This window comes from Pseudomonas bijieensis, assembly GCF_013347965.1.
Classification (GTDB): domain Bacteria; phylum Pseudomonadota; class Gammaproteobacteria; order Pseudomonadales; family Pseudomonadaceae; genus Aquipseudomonas; species Aquipseudomonas bijieensis.
In genome coordinates, this window is record NZ_CP048810.1 from 302,468 (window position 1) to 322,421 (window position 19,954).

Consider the following 19,954-nt stretch of genomic DNA (forward strand, 5'->3'; position numbering starts at 1 on the left):
GTCTCCGGGCTGGCGAAGGTCTCATTAACCTGTGGCGAGGGGATAAATCTCCTCGCCACAAGCTCGCGGAACAGCATTATCTGGGCAGATTCGCGCAAAACCCCGACAGTCCCAGCAAACCTGCGAAAGCCCGGCAGTCGTCGTTGCGAGAAAGTGAAGCCGTCGATAACGACAGCGCCCACGGGCGCCGGGCTGGCGAATGTCTCGTCTGCCCGCTCACGCTGGAGAGCGATCATGACCGATATCCAACACAACATTCCCCACGAAGTCGAAGGCAAGGTTGCACTGGTCACCGGCGCCGCCAGTGGCATCGGCAAGGCCATCGCATTGCTGCTGCACGCCCGCGGCGCCAAGGTGGTCGCGGAAGACATCAACCCCGCCGTCCATGAGCTGGCCCGTCCGGGGCTGGTGCCGCTGGAGGCCGACATCACCGAGGATGGTGCTGCCGAGCGCGCGGTCGGCCTGGCCGTCGAGCAGTTCGGCCGGCTGGACATCCTGGTCAACAATGCCGGGATCATCATCAACAAGCTGGTGATCGACATGACGCGCCAGGACTGGGAGCGCATCCAGGCGGTCAACGCCACCGCTGCCTTCCTGCATTCCCGCGAAGCGGTCAAGGCGATGATGCCCAACAAGTCGGGCGCCATCGTCAACATTGCGTCCTACGCGTCCTATTTTGCCTTCCCGACCATTGCCGCCTACACCGCGTCCAAGGGTGCCCTGGCGCAACTGACGCGCACCCTGGCGCTGGAAGTCATCGAGCATGGTATTCGTGTCAATGCTATCGGCGTTGGCGATGTGGTCACCAACATTCTCAATGACGTGGTCGAGGACGGCCCGGCATTCCTCGCCCAGCACGGTGAAGCCGCGCCTATCGGCCGAGCCGCACAGCCGGAAGAAATTGCCGAGGTGGTGGCGTTCCTGGCCTCGGAACGTGCCAGCTTTATCGTTGGTTCGGTTGTCATGGCGGATGGAGGCATGACGGTCACTGCTGGCTGAGTCAAGAAAAACGGCGCTTATCCCATGAAGGGTAAGCGCCGTTTTTTTTGCCTTCGGTCTTGAGTGTTCGTTCAGAGTTGCACTCGACGAAGTTTGCCACTTAACGGCACAACGCTTCCATCTGGCGTAGGCAGTGGCCGCCCGACCAGTCCCATGCCTTCGCTGACCAGTACCGCGTCCGGTAACAGGCACAGGTTGGAAGGTGTATCCAGGTCGCGGGCGAGCACCGTGACCTGGGCTGTTTGCAAGTCGCAGCTCAGCAGTCGCCCACTGAACCGGGTAAAGCCACCATGCAGGGGTTCGCCGTTCCAGTCGGGGAGCAGCGGTTGCTGCAGGCGCTCGCAGAGTTCCAGCACCAGCAGATTGCCGTTGGGGCGCAAGGCCAGCCCGGTGGGCAGTTGCAGGCCGCGAATCAGGACGTCGATTTTGGCGCTGGCGGGCCAGACCCGGATCACCTGGCCGGCCTTCTCGGCAAAGTCGATGCCCTTGCGGCTCGGTTCGCCGTGCAGTTCGCCGGAGAACAGACTGATCAGCACCGCGTCTGTCGCCGGTTCGTACACCAGGGTCACGGGAACGGCTTCCTGGCCTTGATCCAGTTCGGGCAGTTGGGCCAGCACGCGCTCCTCCTGGCCCATGGCGAACTCCACCAACTGATTGGTATCGGGCTTGACGGCCAGCCAGCTGCGACGGGTCGGGTGGTAGCACAGCGCGTTCAGATTACCGCGGCTATGGAAGACCGGCTCGGGTGGTGTGAATTGCAGGTCCAGCAGCTTGGAGCCGGCGACGTAATCGGTCTGGCTGACCAGGCAGCGTCCATCACCACAGGCGATGTCCGACACCCCCATGATTTCATCGCGCAACATGCGTGCCTGCATGTTCATGGCACGAAACCCTTGGGCCAGTGTTTCGCGGGGCAGGTAGGCGCCGGGCCGCTGCGGATCCGGTCGCAGTCGACTGATACGACCGCTGAAGGGCTGGTCGGGCAACCCCGAGCCTGCTTCGGTGAGCAGCAAGCTGCCGTCGGCCTGCTGGCAGAGGCCACGAGGGTTCAGCAGGTCTTCGACGATGAAGGTGCTGGGACGCAGGGCTTCGCTGGGATGCGCGGGAATTTGAAAGGGAACGGACATAGGTTCTCTCCATGAACAAAAGGGGGACGCATTCATTGCGGCGGTTGCCAGGGCTCACCGGTGAGATAGGCCCGCAGCAACGCTCGTTGGCAGGGCGACATCGAGCGCACTACCGGCATGAACAGCGTGGTGCCTTTGTAGGCATCCGAGGTGCGGGCGAGGATGGGGTTCTTGGCGCCCATGATGGCGTCGGGTTGATTCAGCGGGATATAGCGCGACATGGCGGGGAACGCCAGGTAGTGAAAGCGCAGGACGTTGGGGTACATCAGCGGCCAGGTGATGGTGGTGCCCGAGGGAATGCCGAAGTCGGTCTGGGCGTACTTGCGAAAGTTGGTGAAGTAAGCACTGCTGTCGAGGCCATTGGCCGTGCAGGTCAGGGCGACGAAACCCGCCTGGGCGGCGCTGCCTGGTTTGACGGTGACGGGGAAGCTGACCGAAAGCTGGCCGGCGCTGACCGTCAGGGAATCAGGGTAGTCGAGGAAGTCCCAGTACTGCGGTTCTTTATACACGGGGGGATCAGCTGCCGGGATTGCCTGCAGGCCGATTTCGGTGGTGCTGGGGACCGCTCCGCCCAGGTACCTGACCTGGAGAGTGATCGACAGGCCGTTGGGGTAGTCCTCCAGATAGACGTTGCGCTGGTCGGCATAGATCCGATAGGTCGATTCGGTGGCTTGCAACGTGGTCCCGGCGACCGTGCCCGGCGCGTTGATCGCCAGGGCGCCGGTGCGCACCGCCTGTTGCTGGCTGGTGGTCAGGGGCAGGTCGACGATGCCGCCATACACGTAGTAGTCCACCAGAGGGCTACTGGTCGGGTCGAGGGTCGTCAGGGTGGTGGAGCCGGCGCTGATGGTCACGGTCCCGTAATTGGCGTTGGGTCCGATCGGGCTGGTGATGTCGTCCCTGACGGCCCGGAAGGTTTCCTTCGGAATGACGTTCACCATGTCGATGCTCAGGTAACCGCTGTTGCCCAGGTCGGCATAGCCGGCGTTGTCCGTGCTCTGGTTGACCAGTTGCCGGCCCGGCTGGCAGTTCAGCGGCTCGTCGGCGAAGGCCGGCGCCAGTGTGCCGATGACCCGGCCGATGCTCGGGTTGGGCGTGTACCTGCCGGCGGCGTAGTCGGCGTCCAGTTGTTCGGTGGTCATCGTGGGGCACATTTCGAACATGACGAAACGCAGGACGATGCCTGTTGCCCCCGGTGCCTGAATGATCGAGCGCAGGCCGCTGCTGTTCTGGTTCCAACTGACAATGCTGCTCAAGGGGAAGGTCAGTTGAAACGTGCCGCTGGCGTGGAAAGAGCCCGGCGCGTCCATTTTTTTCGGCAGCAGCACACGTCCCGCCACGTCGAAACTGCTGCACACGGTGTTGTTGCGGATCAGCAATTGGATGTTGTCGTTGCCACCGATTTGCAGGCCGCCAACGAAGATTTGGGTGGTCGTCGAGGCGGTGGGGTCCAGGTCCACCATCATCGGGCCGGAAACAGGCCCCTGGCCGGTCACCGGGTCCACCGAGCCGAGCAAATAGACAGCCTGGCCCACCAGGTCGCCGGTGGTGCTGATGCTGCCAGGGATGCCCTGGGAACTGATCAAGGCGTTCTGCATGTCGACGACATGCTGTCCGTAATGATTCCAGCCCCCGGCGGTGTAGTAGTTGCCGGTGGGGGCATTGATCATGTTGTTCAACTGGTCGTCGGTGTAGGACTGGGCGCCTGGTGCCAAGGTCGAGGTGGTCAGGTCGAAGAGCGGCCAGTGATCGTTGCCATCGTAAGGAATGGTCGGGGAGTTGTTCGGCAGGCTGACGTCGGTGCGGATGCCGCCCCAGAAATTCAGCCGTGGTCCGTTCAGGATGCTCATGTTTTATTCCTCGTCCTTGATGGTTTTACCGACAGGCGCATTGGCGAATTTGAACAGGTAGGAATAGTCGGCCTTGTAGGGGCTTTTGACCGGTGTCGCCATGGAGTGGCAATTCATGCAACTGCTGTTGGGCTGGATGTAGCTTTCCATGGTCACGTTGGCCGAAAGGGCGGGGGTCGGCTGGCCCAGTGGGTTGCTGGGGTTGTCCGGCATTAGCGGGCGCTGGGTGGTGATGAGTTGGTAGTACTTCAAGACGCTGCGTTGCAGGCCCGGGTCGCTGCGGTAACGGGCGTTGACCTCGTTGGTGATCTCGGCGATCGGCGTGACGCGGTTCAGCGGGTTCGGGGTCTGGAAGGTGGTACCGGGTTTTGGCACGCAGACCAGATGCGTGCCCTGGGTCTGCCAGTCACAGGGCGACTGGTTGAGGGTGGCTGCCGGAGCGCTGGGGTTGAAGTAGGAATACGCCGTGCCGGATGTTGGCTGGTCAACCCATACGCCGTTCACCTGCACTTTGGGTGGAACGTTGTCGATCTGCTCGAAGGTCGACCAGATCCACTGCGGATAGCCGTTCACCTTGGTGATGACGTGCAGCCCCACCAGCCCCAGGTAGGCCTCGGTGACACCGCTGCGCTGGCCCTGGTCGTCGAACGTGGCCACGCGTGCAAACATGGTCAGGTAGCGGCTGGCATTGTCGTTGGGGGTGAGAATGCGCCAGCTCGATTTGACCTCGATGACCCCGTAGGGAAAGTTGATGTTGTTGGCTTTGGAAACCACATCGGCGTTATAGAACCGGTTGGCGACGATGTAGTTATAGGAGGTCTCGTTGGCCGAGATATCGTAGTAGGTCGGGTTGCCGGCCTGGTCGATCAGCCAGCCGCCGACGGCCTGGTCGACGGCATTGACCTGGGAGCTGTTCTTCAAGGCGGCGATGTTGATGATGCCCAGGCTCTTGGCAAGCTGCGGGGTGTTCCAAGGGCCTGGATCGGCCCCGCGTGGCAGGAAGGTTTCCTCCACGGTCTTGTAGGTCTGCCAGACGGTGTAGCCAGGATCCCCCGGTTGTTTGCTGCAGTCGGGATCACCTCGCTGCCCCGCCTGGGCGGGCCAGTTCACGGCGATGAACAGTTGCCAGCTGTATTGATCGAACAGATCCTGGCTGGCGTTGGCCGCTGGCGCTGTGCTGGGTGGCTGGCAATTCAGGTTCGTGGCCTGCGCCCGTGGCATGGCGTGTTCCTGGGATTGCTCCAGGGCCAGGGCCGGGAGGCTGGTCAAACCCAGCAGGACCAAGGTGAAACGCAGTGAAGTGTTCATGGCGATCCTCCGTCATTGCTCAGGGTTTACGCTGCATGAGCTTGTTCCACTGCGCCTTCTGGCCGTTGCTCTGTGAGGCCGGTGGCTCGAACAGTTGGCAGGGCGGTGGATTCGCCGGGCACATCGCGGCCACCTGCGCCCAGGTCTGGGCCGGGTCCGGTTTGGCGATGCGGAAGTTGGTGTAGTTCTGGCTGACGATGGGGGCATTGGCGACGCTGGTGTCACCGGAGAAAAAGAACGATTGCGGCTGCCGGTAGGGCGGTTGCCCCGTCATTTTCTTGTAGAAGGCATAGCCGAACAGGATCGGCCCCTGGGGCGATTGAAGGTCCAGCGCGTAGGCTTGCACGCTGGCGTCGAGGTTCTGGCTGCGCTCGGCGCTGTAGGGCAGGTGCTGGATGAAATCTTGCCGCGGCGGATGATTCATCGGCGAGAACATGCAGCAGGCCGGCATGTCCTTGGGGCGATCCTGCGGGTAGGTCAGGAAGTAGGCCTTGTTGCCCAGGGACACGAAGGAGCAGGTGTAGTTATTGTTCTTGATCGGGAAGATCGGCAGGCAGTACTTCTCATAGTGTTCCATCATCGCGCCGAAGCCATCGCCATCGGCCGGGATGTAGGTGGTGTCGTAGTAGCTGGTCCCTCGGGAGACGGTGTAGTCCGCCGGGGTGAGAGTGGAGGGCGGATTGCTGTAGGGCGGCGGGTTTTTTTCGTAGTTGTGCATCACCCGGTACATGGTCCAGTCGCTGATCCAGAACGCCGGAAAAAACGGATCGGAAGGGTCGCCCGGGGCACGCTTGGCGATACAGTTGCCGTTCTGTTCGTTGCAGCCCTCGGTGTTATGCACGCCCATGGTGAAGTACACGGCACCGCTGTCCTGGGCGAACAGAGGTGGGCTGAACAGCAGGATCAACAGCAACAACCGGTTCAAGATACTGGTTTTCATAGGTCATTCCTTTGAAAAGTACCGGGTGACACTGTGGGAGTGTGGGGGCAAAGCTTGCTCGCGATGAACGATAACTCGGTCATTCGAAAGACCGCGGTGCCTTCATCGCGAGCAAGCTCAGCGCCCACACAAGCTCGCTCCCACAGTGGTTTATCCTCCTTGGTAACAGCGTTACGGTCAGAGGTTGTCGTAATCGCTCATCTTGAGTTGTTGTGGCGGATAGTTGCGTTTCACCAGTTTCTTGGCCCACAGCTCCAATACCGCACGGCGACTCTGGGACATGTCACGGGTGATAGGCATCGAGAGCGTGCTTTCCTCCTGGTAGGGCTTGCTGATCAGCACAATCAACTGGTCTATGGCGCCTTCGACACGTGCCTGGGAGTTGAGCGGCATGTACTTGTTCATGATGGGGTACAGGTAATAGAAGGTCTGCAGGATGCGTGGGTAGAGGAAACCCTCCCACAGCTGCGTTGCGGCGTTCTGATCCTTGTAGACGGTGTTCCAGTAGTTGATGAAGTCCCTTTGCAGCTGCATGTCCAAGGGCAGGACGCGGAGCGGGGTGAGGAAGTCGATGTAGGCTTGGGGCAGCGGGAAGCTGAAGGGGATGACCGGATCGCTGTCGCCTTCCTTGACGAAAAAACGCAAGGTCGGGAAGCCCGGGGCCACGGCCCTGAAGCTCACCTGGGCGATGCCGTTGGCGTCGGTGGTGGTGGTGACATAAGAATAATCCACCGGAGTGGCGTGGATGTCGTCGCTCAGGGTTCCGGTGGCGTAGACGCCGGCATCGAATGCCAGGCAAGGGTGTAAGTCGATCGTGACCGGTTTGCCGTCGCCCTGCAGGAATTGCTGATAACCGATCGGGTCTCCACTGGACTGATCCGTATTCTGCAGCGCGGTCAGTCGGCGGCCGCTGCCTTCGGCCAGATAGTTTTGTACGGGCGGCGCGTTATTGAAGTTCGGCAGATTGGCCTTGTTCAGGTTGGGATCGTTTGGGTGGTCGAAGAACAGCGTGAAATTGGCCGCGTTGCTGGAGGCCAGGTAGTAGTCGCTGGTGGTCACCATGTAGGGGTTGCCGTATTCCGCTACCCACAGCGTGGTGTTGGCGGCCGGTGCACCATTTTTCTGCACCATGATGGTCAGCGTCTTGTGGTCGCCCACGTCGATGAAACTGCCGCTCTCAACCACTTCGGCGGTCCAGGTTTGCTGGGTGGCGGCGATCACGGGTGTCGGGGCGACCGGGGCCTTCAGTCGCAGCTCCAATGGAAGACCTGGTTGTAGTTTCGTCAGGTCTGCGTCGCTGAGGGGGAAGTCCTGCAGGCCGGAGCGTTTGTCGAAGGCTGCCTGGTTATACCGGTCGAAACCGAAGTCGACCACCGGCGTGAATTGATCACCCTCGCGTACACCCAGTTGATAGTCGCCGGCCTGGAATTTTTCGGCGGTCAGGATGTCGGCATTGGGCTCTACCGGATAGAACGGGAACGTGTTGGCCAGATCCAGCGACAGGGTGTTGCCGGTAATCTGCACCGAGGTCACGCCCAGTGTGGCGTTTTGGGCAGATGCGCCGGGTTTAGCGACAGCTACGGCCTGCGCTGGCACCAGGCGCCGACCGGCGGGGGCGGTGGGGTATTCGTCGGCGAACCAGAGGCCCAGGGTCGCGGCGGTGCGGCTGTAGGCGGGGTTGAAGAAAATACCGGAAACGTTGTCCAGGCCTTTCTGATACATCGCTTGCAGACGAGCCGTATCCGAGGGGGCGTTGGAGCGGGTGTTGACGTACGGGAAGTCGTTGAAAACACCGTTCCTGTCGTAGCAGGTCAGGTAAGTGGAGAACCTGAACATCAGGCCCTTTGCCCCTTGCAGCTTCATCTGCTGCTGGAGGTTACTCAGCAGCGCCGAATCGCCGATGACCCATTCCAGATTCTCCTGAGGAAAGCAGGACTGCCAGGTGGTGGTGACATACACCAGGCCATGGAAGGTGCTGGCCCAATTAAAATTCAGGAAACGATCCATCATCCGATACTGGCGATTGAGGGTCAGGCCACACGTGGCATCCCCCAGCATCAGCTTGTCGAAATACAACGCGGTGAAGGTGTTCTGCCACGGACTGACATCCACGAAGCGCGCGGCAGTCGGGGCGTTGCTGCCAAAGGGATTGCCGAGCAATTGGTAGTCCCTGCCAACCAGCACATCCTCGGTGATGTAGGTGTCGGCCTGCAGCTCGCCGCCGATGATCGTTGAGCGAGTACCTTTGTAGCCCACCGTGCCGCAGGCATTGTCGCCAAACAGATCCCATTCTGCGGGCATGTACGGGTAGGTTCCCGGGTTGGCATTGGTTGGTACCTGCAACATATAGGCCGGTAGCTCTGCCATTGTCAGGGGCTTGATGGTCCAGGGCATCAGTAGGGTGGGGGCGTTCGTGGCGTTGATGTCGAAGTGGCTCATGAACGGCCAGTTGATGTCCGCGTTGACCGCGTCATACAGCGGATACACGTCGTTGTTATTGGCCGTTGGTGGATTCCAGAACATATGGCCATTGAGGTAGATGCGGGGGAAATTCAATACGCTCATGTCATGCTCCTTAGCGTTGCCACTGGGCGCGTTTCAGCGACCAGACAAAGTCCAGTTTTTTGTAGCCGTCGAATGCCGAGGGCGGCAGCGGGGTGGTGGGATAGACGATGCCGCCCCCGTGGTTCAGAGCGAAATTGAAGTAGCCTTTGTCGTTCGAATAGGCGGCGGTGCCGTGGCAGGCCAGGCAGGACGAGGTGTTCTGGAACGCCGATTCCAGTTGTGAGTTGGCCAGTACTTGGGTGATGGGTTGGAACTCGACCCCGATCAACTCGTACTTCGACAGGTTCCGGTTGTTGGCCTGGAAGCTGGCATTCACCGGCTTGGCGGCCGGAGTCGGCCCCGTGGTGTTGGTCATCGGCGCAGGCGGGGCGGCATTGGTGACGGTGTATTTACTGTTGTTGATGTTTTCGAAGGTGGTCCAGACCCAGTCGGCGTTCAGTTTGTTGACGACATGCAGACCGCTCAATGCCACATAGCCGACCTTGTAAGTACCGTCGTCCTGCTGGTAGTAGGCCTGGGCAATGTAGTAGCCGTCGTTCACCAGGGTTTGTCGGTAGGTCGTGTCTGTGCCGATCCACAGCCACGCGGCTTTCAGCTCCCAGGCGGTGGGTGGGAAGTTCAGGTCGTTGGCCAGGGCGGCCTGGCCGTTCACGTTGTAGACCTGCTTCTGCACGATGTAATCGAACGTGTCCTTGCCCATCAGTAACTGAAAGCGTACGGGGTGGCCTTGTTGGGCATCGGGCACGGCACCGCCCATTTGCAGGATCAGGCCATCGACCTGTTGGGTGGCATTGATGTTATGGAAGGATCGGGACAGGTCCATGCCTTGTGCCTTGGCTTGCGTCACCACCGCGGCCGGGAGCGGCGCGGAGCTGTCATAGGCGCCCGGTGGTGCGCCGTTGGGCAGGTAGACCTGATCCGAGGGCTTCATCATCTCCCACACAAGATTGCTGCTTTGCGCGGTGCTGGGTTGGTTCAAACAGACGAACCAGTTCCAGGCCATGGTCTCGGGACTCTGGGCAAACGCGGTCCGAGTCTGGTTGATGTCTGCTCCAAACTGCAGGAAGTTGCTGCAATCGAAGTTGTTGGTGTCCTGTGCCTGGGCCAATCCGGCCAGGGCACTTAGAACAGTGATGGAAATGGTTCGCCGCATGGAAGCTCCTTGGCATTCGCCGTATCGGCACGAGGGTGCCCCCGGAAGTGTTCCAGGAGCAGTTGCTTCACCGCCGTGGCCGCAAGGTGCTGCGGTAACGACAGATCACAATTGGTGATGAGTAGCGGACCGGTCTTCTCGCTCGTGGGCAGCCGTCCGTGGCTGCCGCGGACCAGGCGGGTGTCCAGCGGAATCAGGTCCATGTAGTAGCGAAAGCCGAGCTTTTTCTGCAGCAGGCGGCGCGCCACTTTCAGTTTCGGGAAGCGAATGGCCGGGTCGATGAACAGCTCGAGCGGGTCGTAGCCCGGCTTGCGATGGATGTCCACGGTGCGGGCAAAGTCGGGGGCCTTGCGATCGTCGAACCAGTAGTAGTAATCGAACCAGCAGCCGGCGGCGGCCACGGCCACCAGCTCGCCGCTGCGGGGGTGATCCAGTTGCCAGGCGCGTTGTTCGGTTTTATCGAGCACCTGCTCGATGCCGGCCTGGCGTTGCAACAGCGCCTTGACGCGCGGGATGTCGTGCGCATGCTTCACGTAGATGTGCGCGACCTGATGATCGGCCACGGCAAACGCTGCACTGGCACCGGGATCGAGCAACTCCCAGGTCAGCGATTGGCGTACCTGCAACAAGCCCTCGGCACGTAACAAGCGGTTGATGGAAACGGATTGGGTGACGGCTTCGATCCCGTATTCGGACAGCAGCATCACCGCCGCGCCTTGCGCTTGGGCAAAGGCCAGCAGACGTCCCACTTCGCTGTCGATGGCCCGTACCTCATCGGCAATCGACGGGTGATCGGGCCCCAGGCGTTGCAGGCTGTAATCGAGATGGGGCAGGTAGATCAATTGCAGGTCGGGTCGGTCGAGCTGGAATTCGGCGATGGCACAATCGACGATCCAGCGGCTCGAGGCGATGCCGGCCGCCGGCCCCCAGAAGCCCGGAAAGGGAAATTCGCCGATCTGCTGCTCGATACGCTCATGCAACGAGGCGGGCGTCGAGTACAGGCCGAACACCTTGCGCCCATCGGCCGGGTAATGCGGCCGTGGGGTAATGGCGGCGTCCACGTCCGCGTACATGTTGTACCACCAGAACAACTGGCTGCAGCGAAACCCGGGGTGCTGGCGCTTGAGTGCCTGCCAGACCTTTTCCCCCTGGATCAGTGCGTTGGGTTGCAGCCAGAAACGCACTTCGGCCTGGTCGCGAAAATACCAGCCGTTGCCGACGATGCCGTGGTCCGACGGTGCCAGCCCCGTGAGGATCGAGGCCTGCACGGTGGAGGTGACCGCCGGGAACACCGGTTGCAACGTGGCCATCTTGGCCGTTTTCAACAGGGCATTGATGCACGGCGTCGCGGCACCCAGCAGCGCGGGGGTCAGGCCGACCACGTTGATCAGCAGCAGCGGCTGACGCGCAGGATCAGAGGGCATCGGCGCAGGCCTCCAGTGCTTGGGGTTGCAGCAACTGGCGCTGCCGTAACTGCTCCTCGACCCAATGCAGCTCCGCCGCGATGCCCTGGAGCTGGGCGTGCTCGGTGGTGGGCCGCAACTGGCTGGGCAGGACGCCCCAGCTGTAGGTTTCCACTTCCAGTACGGGGCGAAAATCCCCATGGTCGGCCAGAAAGTCGAAGGTCTGCGCCAGGGCGACCTGGCTGCCGCTGAGTTCGGGCAACAGCAGGTGTTCGCTGAACAGCGGAATGTGGAAGTGAATCCTCAGTTCGGGATGGGAGGGGCCATTGCGCTCACAATCATCCAGGGCCGCGGGGAGGTCGGCCCAGGCTGATAATCGCTCCTGCCCATCGCGGGCTTTCACTTGATGCAGGTAGGTGGGTTCGGCAAATCCGCCCAAGGTCGTGAGCACCTGTTTGCGCCGATGCGCGTCCTCAGGTAGCCGGCAAATCAGCGCATTGGATAACTGGATCTTGCCGATGGGTACCTGGGCCTGACGCAATCGGTCCAGTGACTGATAGCAGTCTTCGAACATCACGGCCTGGTGGCAAACGTCAAAACACAGCGCCAGGTGTTCATGGTGCGGGTCGATGGCTTGCCAGTGGCGGAAGAAGGCGATGGCCTGGTCGGTGTTTTCCAGCACGCAATCGGGCTCCATCTCCAGGCAGATGACGATCTTCTTGCCCGTCTCCCGCTGCAGTTGGGCCAGCGCGGCGGTGAGTTCGCGCAGTTGGTGCTCGGCACGTTGCTGTAGCGTCGGGCTCCAGTGGGCGGCATAGCCCAGCGGCACGCTGGAGATCACCCCCTGGGAACAGTCGGCTGGCAGGGCCTGGGCGAGAATCCGTGCCAGATCCAGGCTGTATGCCAGCCGCTGCGGGTCGGCCCAACTGGGCAGGTAGACCTCGGCTTTCACCGCGCCGTGGTGGAATTGGCCGTACGGGAAGCCGTTGAGCGAAGTCAGGCGTAGACCACTGCGTTGCAGCAGGGCGAGGAAGTCCTTGCGGGCCGATGCCTGTTGGAGTTCGGCGGCGGCAACGGCGCTGATCCACAGGCCGCTGTCCTGGGTGTCCAGCCCGCGCAGTGTCCGTACGCTCTGGAAATGCCGCTCGATGGATGCGCGCAACCCGCCCAGGTCACGGGTCGGGTGCACGTTACTGCAATAGCCGATCTGCGTGGCTGTCCAACCCGTGCGGGCACTCATTTGACCACCGGCTCCTGGCCCCGCAAGGCCGAGTTGTCCTGCCACTGCCGCCGCTGATCGATGGGCAGGGGCGTGCCGACCAGGGCTTTGTCCAGCTGGCCGCTCTGGGCAAAGAAGTCCACCGGGTTGTGGAACAGCACCTGTTCGACCTGGGTTTCACTGAAGCCGGCGGCCAGCATCGCCTGGCCGGTCTTGGGCACCTTGAGCGGGTCGCTGATACCCCAGTCGGCGGCACTGTTGACGACCATTTTTTCTGTGCCGTACTGCTGCAGCAGGGCGACCATGCGCTGTTCCGACATCTTGGTGTTGGGGTAGATGGAATGGCCGCGCCAGCAGTCGCTGTCCAGCACCAGGGGCAGGGTCAGTTCGTTGAGGTGGTCAATGATCACCAGGTGTTCGGCGATGCCGACCTCGCGAATGACGGCGAGTGTGCGTTTGGTGCCACCGATCTTGTCGCGGTGCGGGGTATGCACCAGCACCGGCAGATTGAATTGTTTGGCCAGCTCCAATTGGGCGGCGAGAAAGCGATCTTCTTCCGGGGTGATGTCGTCGTAGCCGATTTCACCCACCGCCACCACCCCGTCTTTCACCAGGTAGCGCGGCAGAATCTCCAGCACCTCGTTGGCCACCGACAGGTCATTGGCTTCCTTGGGGTTCAGGCCGATGGTGCAGAAGTGATGGATGCCAAACATGCTGGCGCGAAAACGCTCCCAGCCCAGCAACGTGTCAAAGTAGTCGATGAAGCTGCCGACGCTGGTCCTGGCCTGGCCCTGCCAGAAGGCCGGCTCGATCACCCCGGTGATGCCGGCGGCTGCCATGTTCTGGTAGTCGTCAGTGGTGCGGCTGACCATGTGAATATGCGGGTCGAAGTACTTGAGCATGGTGAATCCTCGTCAAAAAAACAGGGGGACGGTTGGGCATCAGTTCGGCGAAGCGCCGCCCATGTGCTCGATCCATGGCGACGGCAAGCGTTGTTGCTGGCCCAGGCCGGCCAGGCGCTGACGTTGCGCCGGACTCAGCAGGTCGAAGGCAATCACTTGGGGCAGGCCGGCGGACACCGTTCGTTCGGCGGCGAGTTGTTCGTCCAACAGGTCGAGGGCCAATTGATTGAGGGTGACGCTCTGGCGTTGCGCCAAGCCGATCAGGCGTCGTACATCGAGGCCCATGCCCAGTGCTTTCAGCACCAGTTGGTTGAAGGCTCGTTCGTCGTAGTGGCGGGACGGGTAGGCGGTGTCCAGGGCAAGGGCGGCGAACACCTGGCTGTTGCTGGTGCGTCCGGCCTGGCGTGCAAGTTCCACGCACTGCCCGCGGCTATCGAGCCAGTCGAGGGCCTTCAGGATGGCGATCTTTTCCTGATCGTCGCCCCACAGGAACAACTGGTGTAGCAGGGGGACTTGCCCGGCGAGGGACTGCAGTTCCAGTACCTGGGCCAGCAGCAACGCCCGCGCCAATTGGACGTTGCTCCAGCCGTCAGTGTCAGGCTGGGCACGTTCCTTGAAGTGGCGCTTGCATTGGCTGCCCAGCAGCGCTGCCGTGTTGGCGTCCGGGCGTTGGGCAAGCTGCGTCTGTGCCTGCTGCCACCATTGTCGTTCGGTTTCATCGAGAGACTGGACGAAATTCCGGCGTTGTTCGTTCAGGCAGTCGTGGCGCATGTCGAGGGGCGCCGAGGTCGGTGCAGTAACGTCCGTGTTCATGTTGGTTTGATCCAGCGCTGGAAATGAGGAAGCAGGAAAAACACCAGGGCACACAGCAGGCTGCCCAATGGCTGGTCAGCCACGGCCAGCACCAGGGCATCGAACAATGGCAGGGCTGCCAGGCCGGCGCCGATAAAGGCCCGGACCTGCCGTTGCCGGGGATTGGCCAGGTTGCGCCAGTAGTGCCAGCCCAACCAGCCAAGCCATAACAGCAACACCGGCCAAAACCAGGCGTTGCCTGCGTAAATCGCCAAGGCCAGCGGGCTCAGCATCAGCAGCAGGGGGAGGCGGCTGATCAGTTGGTTACGGTGTTCCTGGCGAGCCAGGTAGGTCAGGCCGCTGATGTAGACACCGAGCAAAATCGCGCAGAGCCAGATCGGCTCTGGTGGCATCGCCAGACTGGCCGCCGCGGTGAGGTAGAGCGCCGAGCGGCACGCTCCCATCAGCCAGACGCTGTTGGCGTACTTCTTGTGCAGCAGGTTGTAACCGAGAATGCAGCCTACCAATAGGGTGGCGCTGCCCAACAGCCAGTGCGGTTGCTCGATCAGCCGACTCAGGCCCAGCAGCGAAGCCGCCGCCAGCACCAGCAACAACGCAGTGGCCAGTCGCACTTGCTGGCGGCTGACCAGGCCCAGGGTAATAGGGCGGGGATTATCGTGTTGTTGGTCCCAGTCGGCGTCCAACAGGTCGTTCAGCAGCATGCCGGCCAGGTACAGCAGTGACAGTGCCGCCAGCAGCAGGATCCACACCAGGGACGACGGCGGCGCCAGGGCTCCGGCGCTGCTGGCCAGCAGGGCGGCGGCGAGCGTGTTGGTCCACACCGTGGGCAGGTTGGACACCCGGCCGAGGGTCATCCAGGTCTTGAGGTTCAACGATGCCTGGCTCATTGCGCACAGCTCTCGTTCAGGGTGAGCACGAGATCGACCTGGGTGGACAGCCGCTGCAATGCCTGCTCCATTCGCGCGGTATCGATTTCATGCAAATCCACCGACTCGCCGATCCTGCTGAGCATGGGGATGGAGAGTTGCCCGCCCAAATGCTGGCGGAACTCCTCCAGGCCCAGCAAAACCTGGGAGCGCCCCAGTGCATCTTTCAAGGCCAGTTCCGGCGGATTCAGGCAGAAGCCGAGCTTGAGCAGCAGGTGCAGTACCCGTTCGGTGTCGCCATCGCTCAACAACCCCAGGGCATTGGCATAGAGTCCATCCAGGGCCATGCCCACCGCGACGGCTTCACCGTGGCGCAGTCGGTGGTGACTGAGATTTTCCAATTTGTGGGCGGCCCAGTGCCCGTAGTCCAACGGCCGTCCGTTACCGCGTTCGAATGGGTCACCGGCACCGGTGATGTGCGCCAGGTGTAATTCGGCGCAGCGGCGGATCGCATAGCGGCTGGCCGTGTGGTCGAAGTGGGCGAGGGCGTCGGCCTGTTGCTCCATCCACTGGAAAAACGCCTGGTCCTTGATCAGCGCCACCTTGACCGCCTCGGCCAGTCCGGCGATCTGGTCGCGCCGGGTCAGGCTGGTCAGCAATTGAAAGTCGTTGATGACCGCGGTGGCGGGGTAGAAAGCCCCCAGCAGGTTCTTCTGGCCAAAGGCGTTGATGCCGTTTTTCACGCCGATACCGGCGTCGTTCTGGGCGAGTACGGTGCTTGGGATGCGAATCAGGCGGATGCCGCGGTGGAAGGTGGCGCAGGCATAGCCCACCGCATCGAGCACCGCGCCGCCGCCGAGGGCCAACACGTAGCAATGCCGATCCAGCCCATGTTGCAGCATGTCGCTGTACAACTGTTGCAACACCTGTGAATCCTTGCTCGCTTCGCCAGCCGGGACCGCGATGGGTGGCGCCTGTAAATGCAAGTCGGGAAAATGGTTGGCGAAGTAGGCATTGATCTGTTCCAGCAGTTGCGGGGCGCTCTGCAGCAACTGCTCATCGGCGAAGATCAACACCGTTACCGGCCCCCTGTGCCCGGCCATGAGCTGGCGGTGCAGGCAGGGATTGAGCGGATCGAACAAATGGTCGGTGAACACCACCGGGTAGTCGTAGCTGACCTTGAAGCGCCCGTGCAGAGGTTGCCCGGCGTCGTGCCGGCGAATGCTTTTGAACAGGCTGTATCCAGCGATGAAGACTCCGGGTAATACCATGCTGGCGAGCAGGGTCACCAACAGCGCGTTCTGTTCGACGAGAAAGCTGCCAATGGCGCTGTAGGCCAATGCGAGGCCGGCATTGGCCAGGGTGGTGACCAGGATGAACGCACGCAGCGGATAGCGTTGCATGCCGGCGGCGACGACCGAGGTTTCCGCCAGTACCGGGACGCCGCGCAGGCAGATCAGCGACAGCGTGCCCAACCGGTACGCCAGTTGCCCTGGCTGGCGCTGATGCAGGCCGAGGCGGCCGGACAACAGACGCAAATAGCCGGCTCCCAGTGCATAGCCCAGCCCGGCCCCCAGGCACAACCCGATGAAAATCGCCAGGTAACCCCCCAGGCTGCCGAGCATGGCCACGGCCAGCAGCGCGACCATGCTCGATGGCACCGGCAGCACCACGTCCAGTGCCAGCAGGGCGATCAGCAGCAACGCCAGGTAGAGCTTCTGCGAAGGCGTGGAGGGCAAGTACAGGTTGAGATGGGTCAGGAAGTCCTGGATCTGTTGCTCGAACAACAAGAAGCTGGCGATCACCAGGCCAGAAAAGCACACCAATGACAGCCAGAAATATCCGGCTGGTCCTTTTTGCGAGCGCAAACGATACCCACGGCTGTGCTTCATCAAGCATCCCTCTTGTTGTTATGACTGATTCCGTGTCAGTAATTGAAAGCAACGCCAACTATGTGTTTTAGGCCAATAGACGCTCTCGCCCGAGGGGCTGTCGTTGGTGGTTGATGATGTGGTTGGAGACAGATTTGAATCTAGACGGCCAGGATGTTTTTGCAAGGCCATTTGATGGCAATCTGATTGGCCGCGATTTCCCGCTTCAGGGCTTTGAATACCCGCGCAACTGCGCCGGGCTGACGCCAAGGCGTTGCTTGAACAGCGTGGTCATGTGGGCCTGGGAATTGAAGCCGCAGACGTGAGCGATCTCAGCCAGTCGGGCGCTTGAATCACGCATCAGCGCCCGGGCCTTGGCCAGGCGTCGGTCGATCAGGTAACTGTGTGGGCTTTTGCCGGTCGCCTGTTTGAATGCCCGCATGAAATACCCCTCGGACAAGCCAAGCAGCGCCGCCATTTCCTTTATCCCCAGCGGACCGTCGAGGCCGGTGTCGATGAACTCGTCGAGCAAGCGCATCCGGCCCCCCGTGATGGAGCCGTTGGGGTGGGTCGAAAATGCCTTGTGGTCCTTCACTCGCTCAGCCAAACCGAGCGCCCAGGCCTCCCAGTCGTGTTCGGCGGTGGCGCGCAGTAACGCACTGCGCATCCTCAGCGCGAGGGTGGTGGCCAGCGGGTCAATACGATTGTTGAACGCATGTTCCCCCGACAACGCCATGCCGTCGGTGCGCACCACCCGCAGGTATTCACCGCCCCTTGGGGATTCGGAGAACACGTCGCATTCGGCGGGGACGAATGCCAGGCCGTTGGGTATCGCCTCGAAGGGCTGCACTCGGTCGCTGCCGATGGCGTGCAGGCCGCGCTGGCTGTCGAAGGCAAAGCCGATCGCCGACTGAGTCGCGACATAGCGGGTGGCGTAGGCGCAGCCGGGCAGCAATTCGATCGCCCAAGGCCCAGCCTCGATACGACGGACCGGTTCGGGCGGGGGCGGTTGTTGGCGGTTTCGACGGTTCATGAGTCGCATAGTAGTGAAGAGCGGGCCTGAAAGTCAGGTCAGTTTTCTGAAAGCCCGCCGCAGTCGGGCCGATTAGGCTGAGTAAAAACCTGGAGGCCAATCATGCACACACTGACCCGCGACGCGATCGAACAAGCTGCCCGCCATCTCTACCAAGTCATGCCTGCCACTGCCCAGTATGCCTGGCCCTTGCTGGCTGAGCGGTTGGGTTGCACGGTGTGGGTCAAGCACGAGAATCACACGCCGATCGGGGCCTTCAAGGTGCGCGGCGGCGTGTCCTTCGTGCATTGGCTCAAGCGCGAGCACCCCGAGGCGAAAGGCATCGTCACGGCAACCCGCGGCAACCATGGCCAGAGTCTGGCGTTGGCGGCTACTGCATTGGGTTTGAAAGCGTTGATCGTCGTGCCGCAAGGTAACTCGGTGGAAAAGAACAATGCCATGCGCGGTTTTGGCGGCGAGGTGGTCGAGTATGGCCGCGATTTCGACGAGGCCCGTGAAGAAGCTGTGCGCCTGGCCCAAGCACATGGCCTCTACCTGGTGCCGCCGTTCCATCCCGAGTTGGTCAAGGGCGTGGCGACTTATGGGCTGGAGCTGTTCAATGCCGTGCCGGACCTGGACACCGTCTACGTGCCGATAGGCTGTGGCTCGGGGATTTGCGGGGTCATCGCCGCCCGCGATGCCTTGGGCTTGAAAACCCAGGTGGTGGGCGTGGTCTCCACCGAGGCCACGGCGGCGAAGTTATCGTTCGAGTCTGGAACGCTCTGTGAAACCGCTTCGGCGAATACCTTTGCCGACGGCCTGGCCGTGCGTAGGCCCATCCCCGAGGCCTTTGCCATCTACGGGGCCGCAGCGGCGCGAATCGTATCGGTCAGCGACGCTGAAATTGCCGAGGCCATGCGGGTGTATTACACCGACACCCACAACCTTGCTGAGGGTGCCGGCGCCGCAGCCTTGGCAGCGCTGATGCAGGAGCGTGAAACGATGCGAGGGAAAAGGGTGGCGGTGATTCTGTCCGGTGGGAATATCGACCGCTCGGTGTATGCGAAGTTGATTGACTGAACCAGGGTTTGCCACCGTGGCGCTAGATACCAGGGGCGAGTTTAGATCGATTATTTCTTACGGTTATTTATATAGCTTTGGAAGGCATATCCATGGCCGGAGAATCGAAGCTGTCGTGGGTGAAGCATCTGCAATGGAAGCGAATGAAGTGCAATAGCGGACAACTATGCGCGCGTCGCTCCGGTAAGCCTGCTTGAACGTTCATTCCTGCTGTTCGATCGCCATCTTGTCGGGCCCGGGCCAGTCCTTAGAATCCGCCCCATCAGCTTCGTCCGACTCTCGAACCTACAGGGAACCACACCATGATGAACGCCATGCAGATGCAAATGCCGATGAACGCCAACATGCCGATGATGCCAATGATGGGCATGCCGATGATGATGGCGACCATGACCTGCGAAATGATGGATGACGGCATGCTGTGCAAAATGATGCCCGCTGCCGGCATGGACATGGCCATGTTCAAGAACAGCGCCGACATGATGCAGATGATGATGAACTGCGGCATGCCGATGATGATGCACTGCGGCAACATGAGCATGATGTGCATGTCCCAGGCGAGCATGGCCATGCCGATGGCGAGCATGATGATGCCAATGCCGATGATGGGCATGCCGATGCCGTCGATGAAGTGCGTGATGGAATGCACGGTGATGGCTGACTGCATGATGTGCAAAGTCATGCCAATGGCCGGCATGAACATGGACATGATGAAGAACTGCTGCGCCTTGATGATGAAGATGATGAACGACTGCAGCATGCCAATGATGATGAGCTGCAACGGCATGCCGATGATGTGCTGCACCTGCTGATTCGTCGCGACTGGCACTATCCGTTGTGGCGAAG

Annotated in this window: 16 protein-coding genes; 3 read left to right on the forward strand and 13 right to left on the reverse strand. The window is 61.5% G+C overall.

What is annotated here, in order from left to right; genetic code table 11:
* Positions 1 to 234: 234 nt before the first annotated feature.
* A complete protein-coding gene (locus tag GN234_RS01190; protein WP_176687667.1) occupies positions 235 to 999 on the forward strand; it encodes an SDR family NAD(P)-dependent oxidoreductase in 765 nt (254 codons plus the stop codon).
* Positions 1,000 to 1,070: 71 nt separating this feature from the next.
* Here the strand turns inward: GN234_RS01190 and GN234_RS01195 are convergent, their stop codons facing one another.
* From GN234_RS01195 to GN234_RS01255, 13 genes are all read right to left on the reverse strand, one after another.
* Complete coding sequence (locus GN234_RS01195) at positions 1,071 to 2,126, reverse strand: hypothetical protein (RefSeq protein WP_176687668.1); 1,056 nt, start codon at positions 2,124 to 2,126, stop codon at positions 1,071 to 1,073.
* Positions 2,127 to 2,158: 32 nt separating this feature from the next.
* Positions 2,159 to 3,976 carry a hypothetical protein gene (locus tag GN234_RS01200; RefSeq protein WP_176687669.1) on the reverse strand — a complete coding sequence of 606 codons (1,818 nt, stop codon included), beginning with the start codon at positions 3,974 to 3,976 and terminating at the stop codon, positions 2,159 to 2,161.
* Between the two features lie 3 nt (positions 3,977 to 3,979).
* Positions 3,980 to 5,284, reverse strand: a complete 1,305-nt coding sequence (locus tag GN234_RS01205) for a hypothetical protein (protein ID WP_176687670.1) — start codon at positions 5,282 to 5,284, stop codon at positions 3,980 to 3,982.
* A gap of 19 nt (positions 5,285 to 5,303) precedes the next feature.
* On the reverse strand, positions 5,304 to 6,224 hold the full coding sequence (locus GN234_RS01210) for a hypothetical protein (protein ID WP_176687671.1): 921 nt from the start codon (positions 6,222 to 6,224) through the stop codon (positions 5,304 to 5,306).
* A 177-nt stretch (positions 6,225 to 6,401) separates the two neighbouring features.
* On the reverse strand, positions 6,402 to 8,789 hold the full coding sequence (locus GN234_RS01215; RefSeq protein WP_176687672.1) for a hypothetical protein: 2,388 nt from the start codon (positions 8,787 to 8,789) through the stop codon (positions 6,402 to 6,404).
* 10 nt (positions 8,790 to 8,799) lie between these two features.
* Positions 8,800 to 9,942: a hypothetical protein gene (locus tag GN234_RS01220; RefSeq protein ID WP_176687673.1), complete on the reverse strand. Its 1,143-nt coding sequence runs from the start codon at positions 9,940 to 9,942 to the stop codon at positions 8,800 to 8,802.
* Positions 9,912 to 11,366 carry an alkaline phosphatase family protein gene (locus GN234_RS01225; protein ID WP_176687674.1) on the reverse strand — a complete coding sequence of 485 codons (1,455 nt, stop codon included), beginning with the start codon at positions 11,364 to 11,366 and terminating at the stop codon, positions 9,912 to 9,914. The genes GN234_RS01220 and GN234_RS01225 overlap by 31 nt, the downstream gene beginning before the upstream one ends.
* On the reverse strand, positions 11,356 to 12,585 hold the full coding sequence (gene eboE, locus GN234_RS01230; RefSeq protein ID WP_176687675.1) for a metabolite traffic protein EboE: 1,230 nt from the start codon (positions 12,583 to 12,585) through the stop codon (positions 11,356 to 11,358). Before eboE ends, GN234_RS01225 begins: the two co-directional genes overlap by 11 nt.
* Positions 12,582 to 13,466, reverse strand: coding sequence for a TatD family hydrolase (locus tag GN234_RS01235; protein WP_109753112.1), 885 nt, complete (start codon positions 13,464 to 13,466; stop codon positions 12,582 to 12,584). Before GN234_RS01235 ends, eboE begins: the two co-directional genes overlap by 4 nt.
* A gap of 39 nt (positions 13,467 to 13,505) precedes the next feature.
* Positions 13,506 to 14,279: an EboA domain-containing protein gene (locus GN234_RS01240; protein ID WP_176687676.1), complete on the reverse strand. Its 774-nt coding sequence runs from the start codon at positions 14,277 to 14,279 to the stop codon at positions 13,506 to 13,508.
* Positions 14,276 to 15,166, reverse strand: coding sequence for a UbiA family prenyltransferase (locus GN234_RS01245; RefSeq protein WP_176687677.1), 891 nt, complete (start codon positions 15,164 to 15,166; stop codon positions 14,276 to 14,278). Before GN234_RS01245 ends, GN234_RS01240 begins: the two co-directional genes overlap by 4 nt.
* Positions 15,163 to 17,037: a 3-dehydroquinate synthase gene (locus GN234_RS01250; protein ID WP_176687678.1), complete on the reverse strand. Its 1,875-nt coding sequence runs from the start codon at positions 17,035 to 17,037 to the stop codon at positions 15,163 to 15,165. The genes GN234_RS01245 and GN234_RS01250 overlap by 4 nt, the downstream gene beginning before the upstream one ends.
* A gap of 205 nt (positions 17,038 to 17,242) precedes the next feature.
* Positions 17,243 to 18,058, reverse strand: a complete 816-nt coding sequence (locus GN234_RS01255) for a helix-turn-helix transcriptional regulator (RefSeq protein WP_176687679.1) — start codon at positions 18,056 to 18,058, stop codon at positions 17,243 to 17,245.
* Between the two features lie 93 nt (positions 18,059 to 18,151).
* Here GN234_RS01255 and GN234_RS01260 point away from each other — a divergent pair, with 93 nt between their 5' ends.
* Positions 18,152 to 19,108, forward strand: a complete 957-nt coding sequence (locus GN234_RS01260) for a threonine dehydratase (RefSeq protein ID WP_176687680.1) — start codon at positions 18,152 to 18,154, stop codon at positions 19,106 to 19,108.
* A 302-nt stretch (positions 19,109 to 19,410) separates the two neighbouring features.
* On the forward strand, positions 19,411 to 19,920 hold the full coding sequence (locus GN234_RS01265) for a hypothetical protein (RefSeq protein ID WP_167659325.1): 510 nt from the start codon (positions 19,411 to 19,413) through the stop codon (positions 19,918 to 19,920).
* Positions 19,921 to 19,954 lie beyond the last annotated feature (34 nt).

Bases quoted from the DNA above. Each gene is read 5' to 3' on its own strand.
- GN234_RS01190 (WP_176687667.1), top strand. From the start codon at position 235: ATGACCGATATCCAACACAACATTCCCCACGAAGTCGAAGGCAAGGTT.
- GN234_RS01195 (WP_176687668.1), bottom strand. From the start codon at position 2,126: ATGTCCGTTCCCTTTCAAATTCCCGCGCATCCCAGCGAAGCCCTGCGT.
- GN234_RS01200 (WP_176687669.1), bottom strand. From the start codon at position 3,976: ATGAGCATCCTGAACGGACCACGGCTGAATTTCTGGGGCGGCATCCGC.
- GN234_RS01205 (WP_176687670.1), bottom strand. From the start codon at position 5,284: ATGAACACTTCACTGCGTTTCACCTTGGTCCTGCTGGGTTTGACCAGC.
- GN234_RS01210 (WP_176687671.1), bottom strand. From the start codon at position 6,224: ATGAAAACCAGTATCTTGAACCGGTTGTTGCTGTTGATCCTGCTGTTC.
- GN234_RS01215 (WP_176687672.1), bottom strand. From the start codon at position 8,789: ATGAGCGTATTGAATTTCCCCCGCATCTACCTCAATGGCCATATGTTC.
- GN234_RS01220 (WP_176687673.1), bottom strand. From the start codon at position 9,942: ATGCGGCGAACCATTTCCATCACTGTTCTAAGTGCCCTGGCCGGATTG.
- GN234_RS01225 (WP_176687674.1), bottom strand. From the start codon at position 11,366: ATGCCCTCTGATCCTGCGCGTCAGCCGCTGCTGCTGATCAACGTGGTC.
- eboE (WP_176687675.1), bottom strand. From the start codon at position 12,585: ATGAGTGCCCGCACGGGTTGGACAGCCACGCAGATCGGCTATTGCAGT.
- GN234_RS01235 (WP_109753112.1), bottom strand. From the start codon at position 13,466: ATGCTCAAGTACTTCGACCCGCATATTCACATGGTCAGCCGCACCACT.
- GN234_RS01240 (WP_176687676.1), bottom strand. From the start codon at position 14,279: ATGAACACGGACGTTACTGCACCGACCTCGGCGCCCCTCGACATGCGC.
- GN234_RS01245 (WP_176687677.1), bottom strand. From the start codon at position 15,166: ATGAGCCAGGCATCGTTGAACCTCAAGACCTGGATGACCCTCGGCCGG.
- GN234_RS01250 (WP_176687678.1), bottom strand. From the start codon at position 17,037: ATGAAGCACAGCCGTGGGTATCGTTTGCGCTCGCAAAAAGGACCAGCC.
- GN234_RS01255 (WP_176687679.1), bottom strand. From the start codon at position 18,058: ATGCGACTCATGAACCGTCGAAACCGCCAACAACCGCCCCCGCCCGAA.
- GN234_RS01260 (WP_176687680.1), top strand. From the start codon at position 18,152: ATGCACACACTGACCCGCGACGCGATCGAACAAGCTGCCCGCCATCTC.
- GN234_RS01265 (WP_167659325.1), top strand. From the start codon at position 19,411: ATGATGAACGCCATGCAGATGCAAATGCCGATGAACGCCAACATGCCG.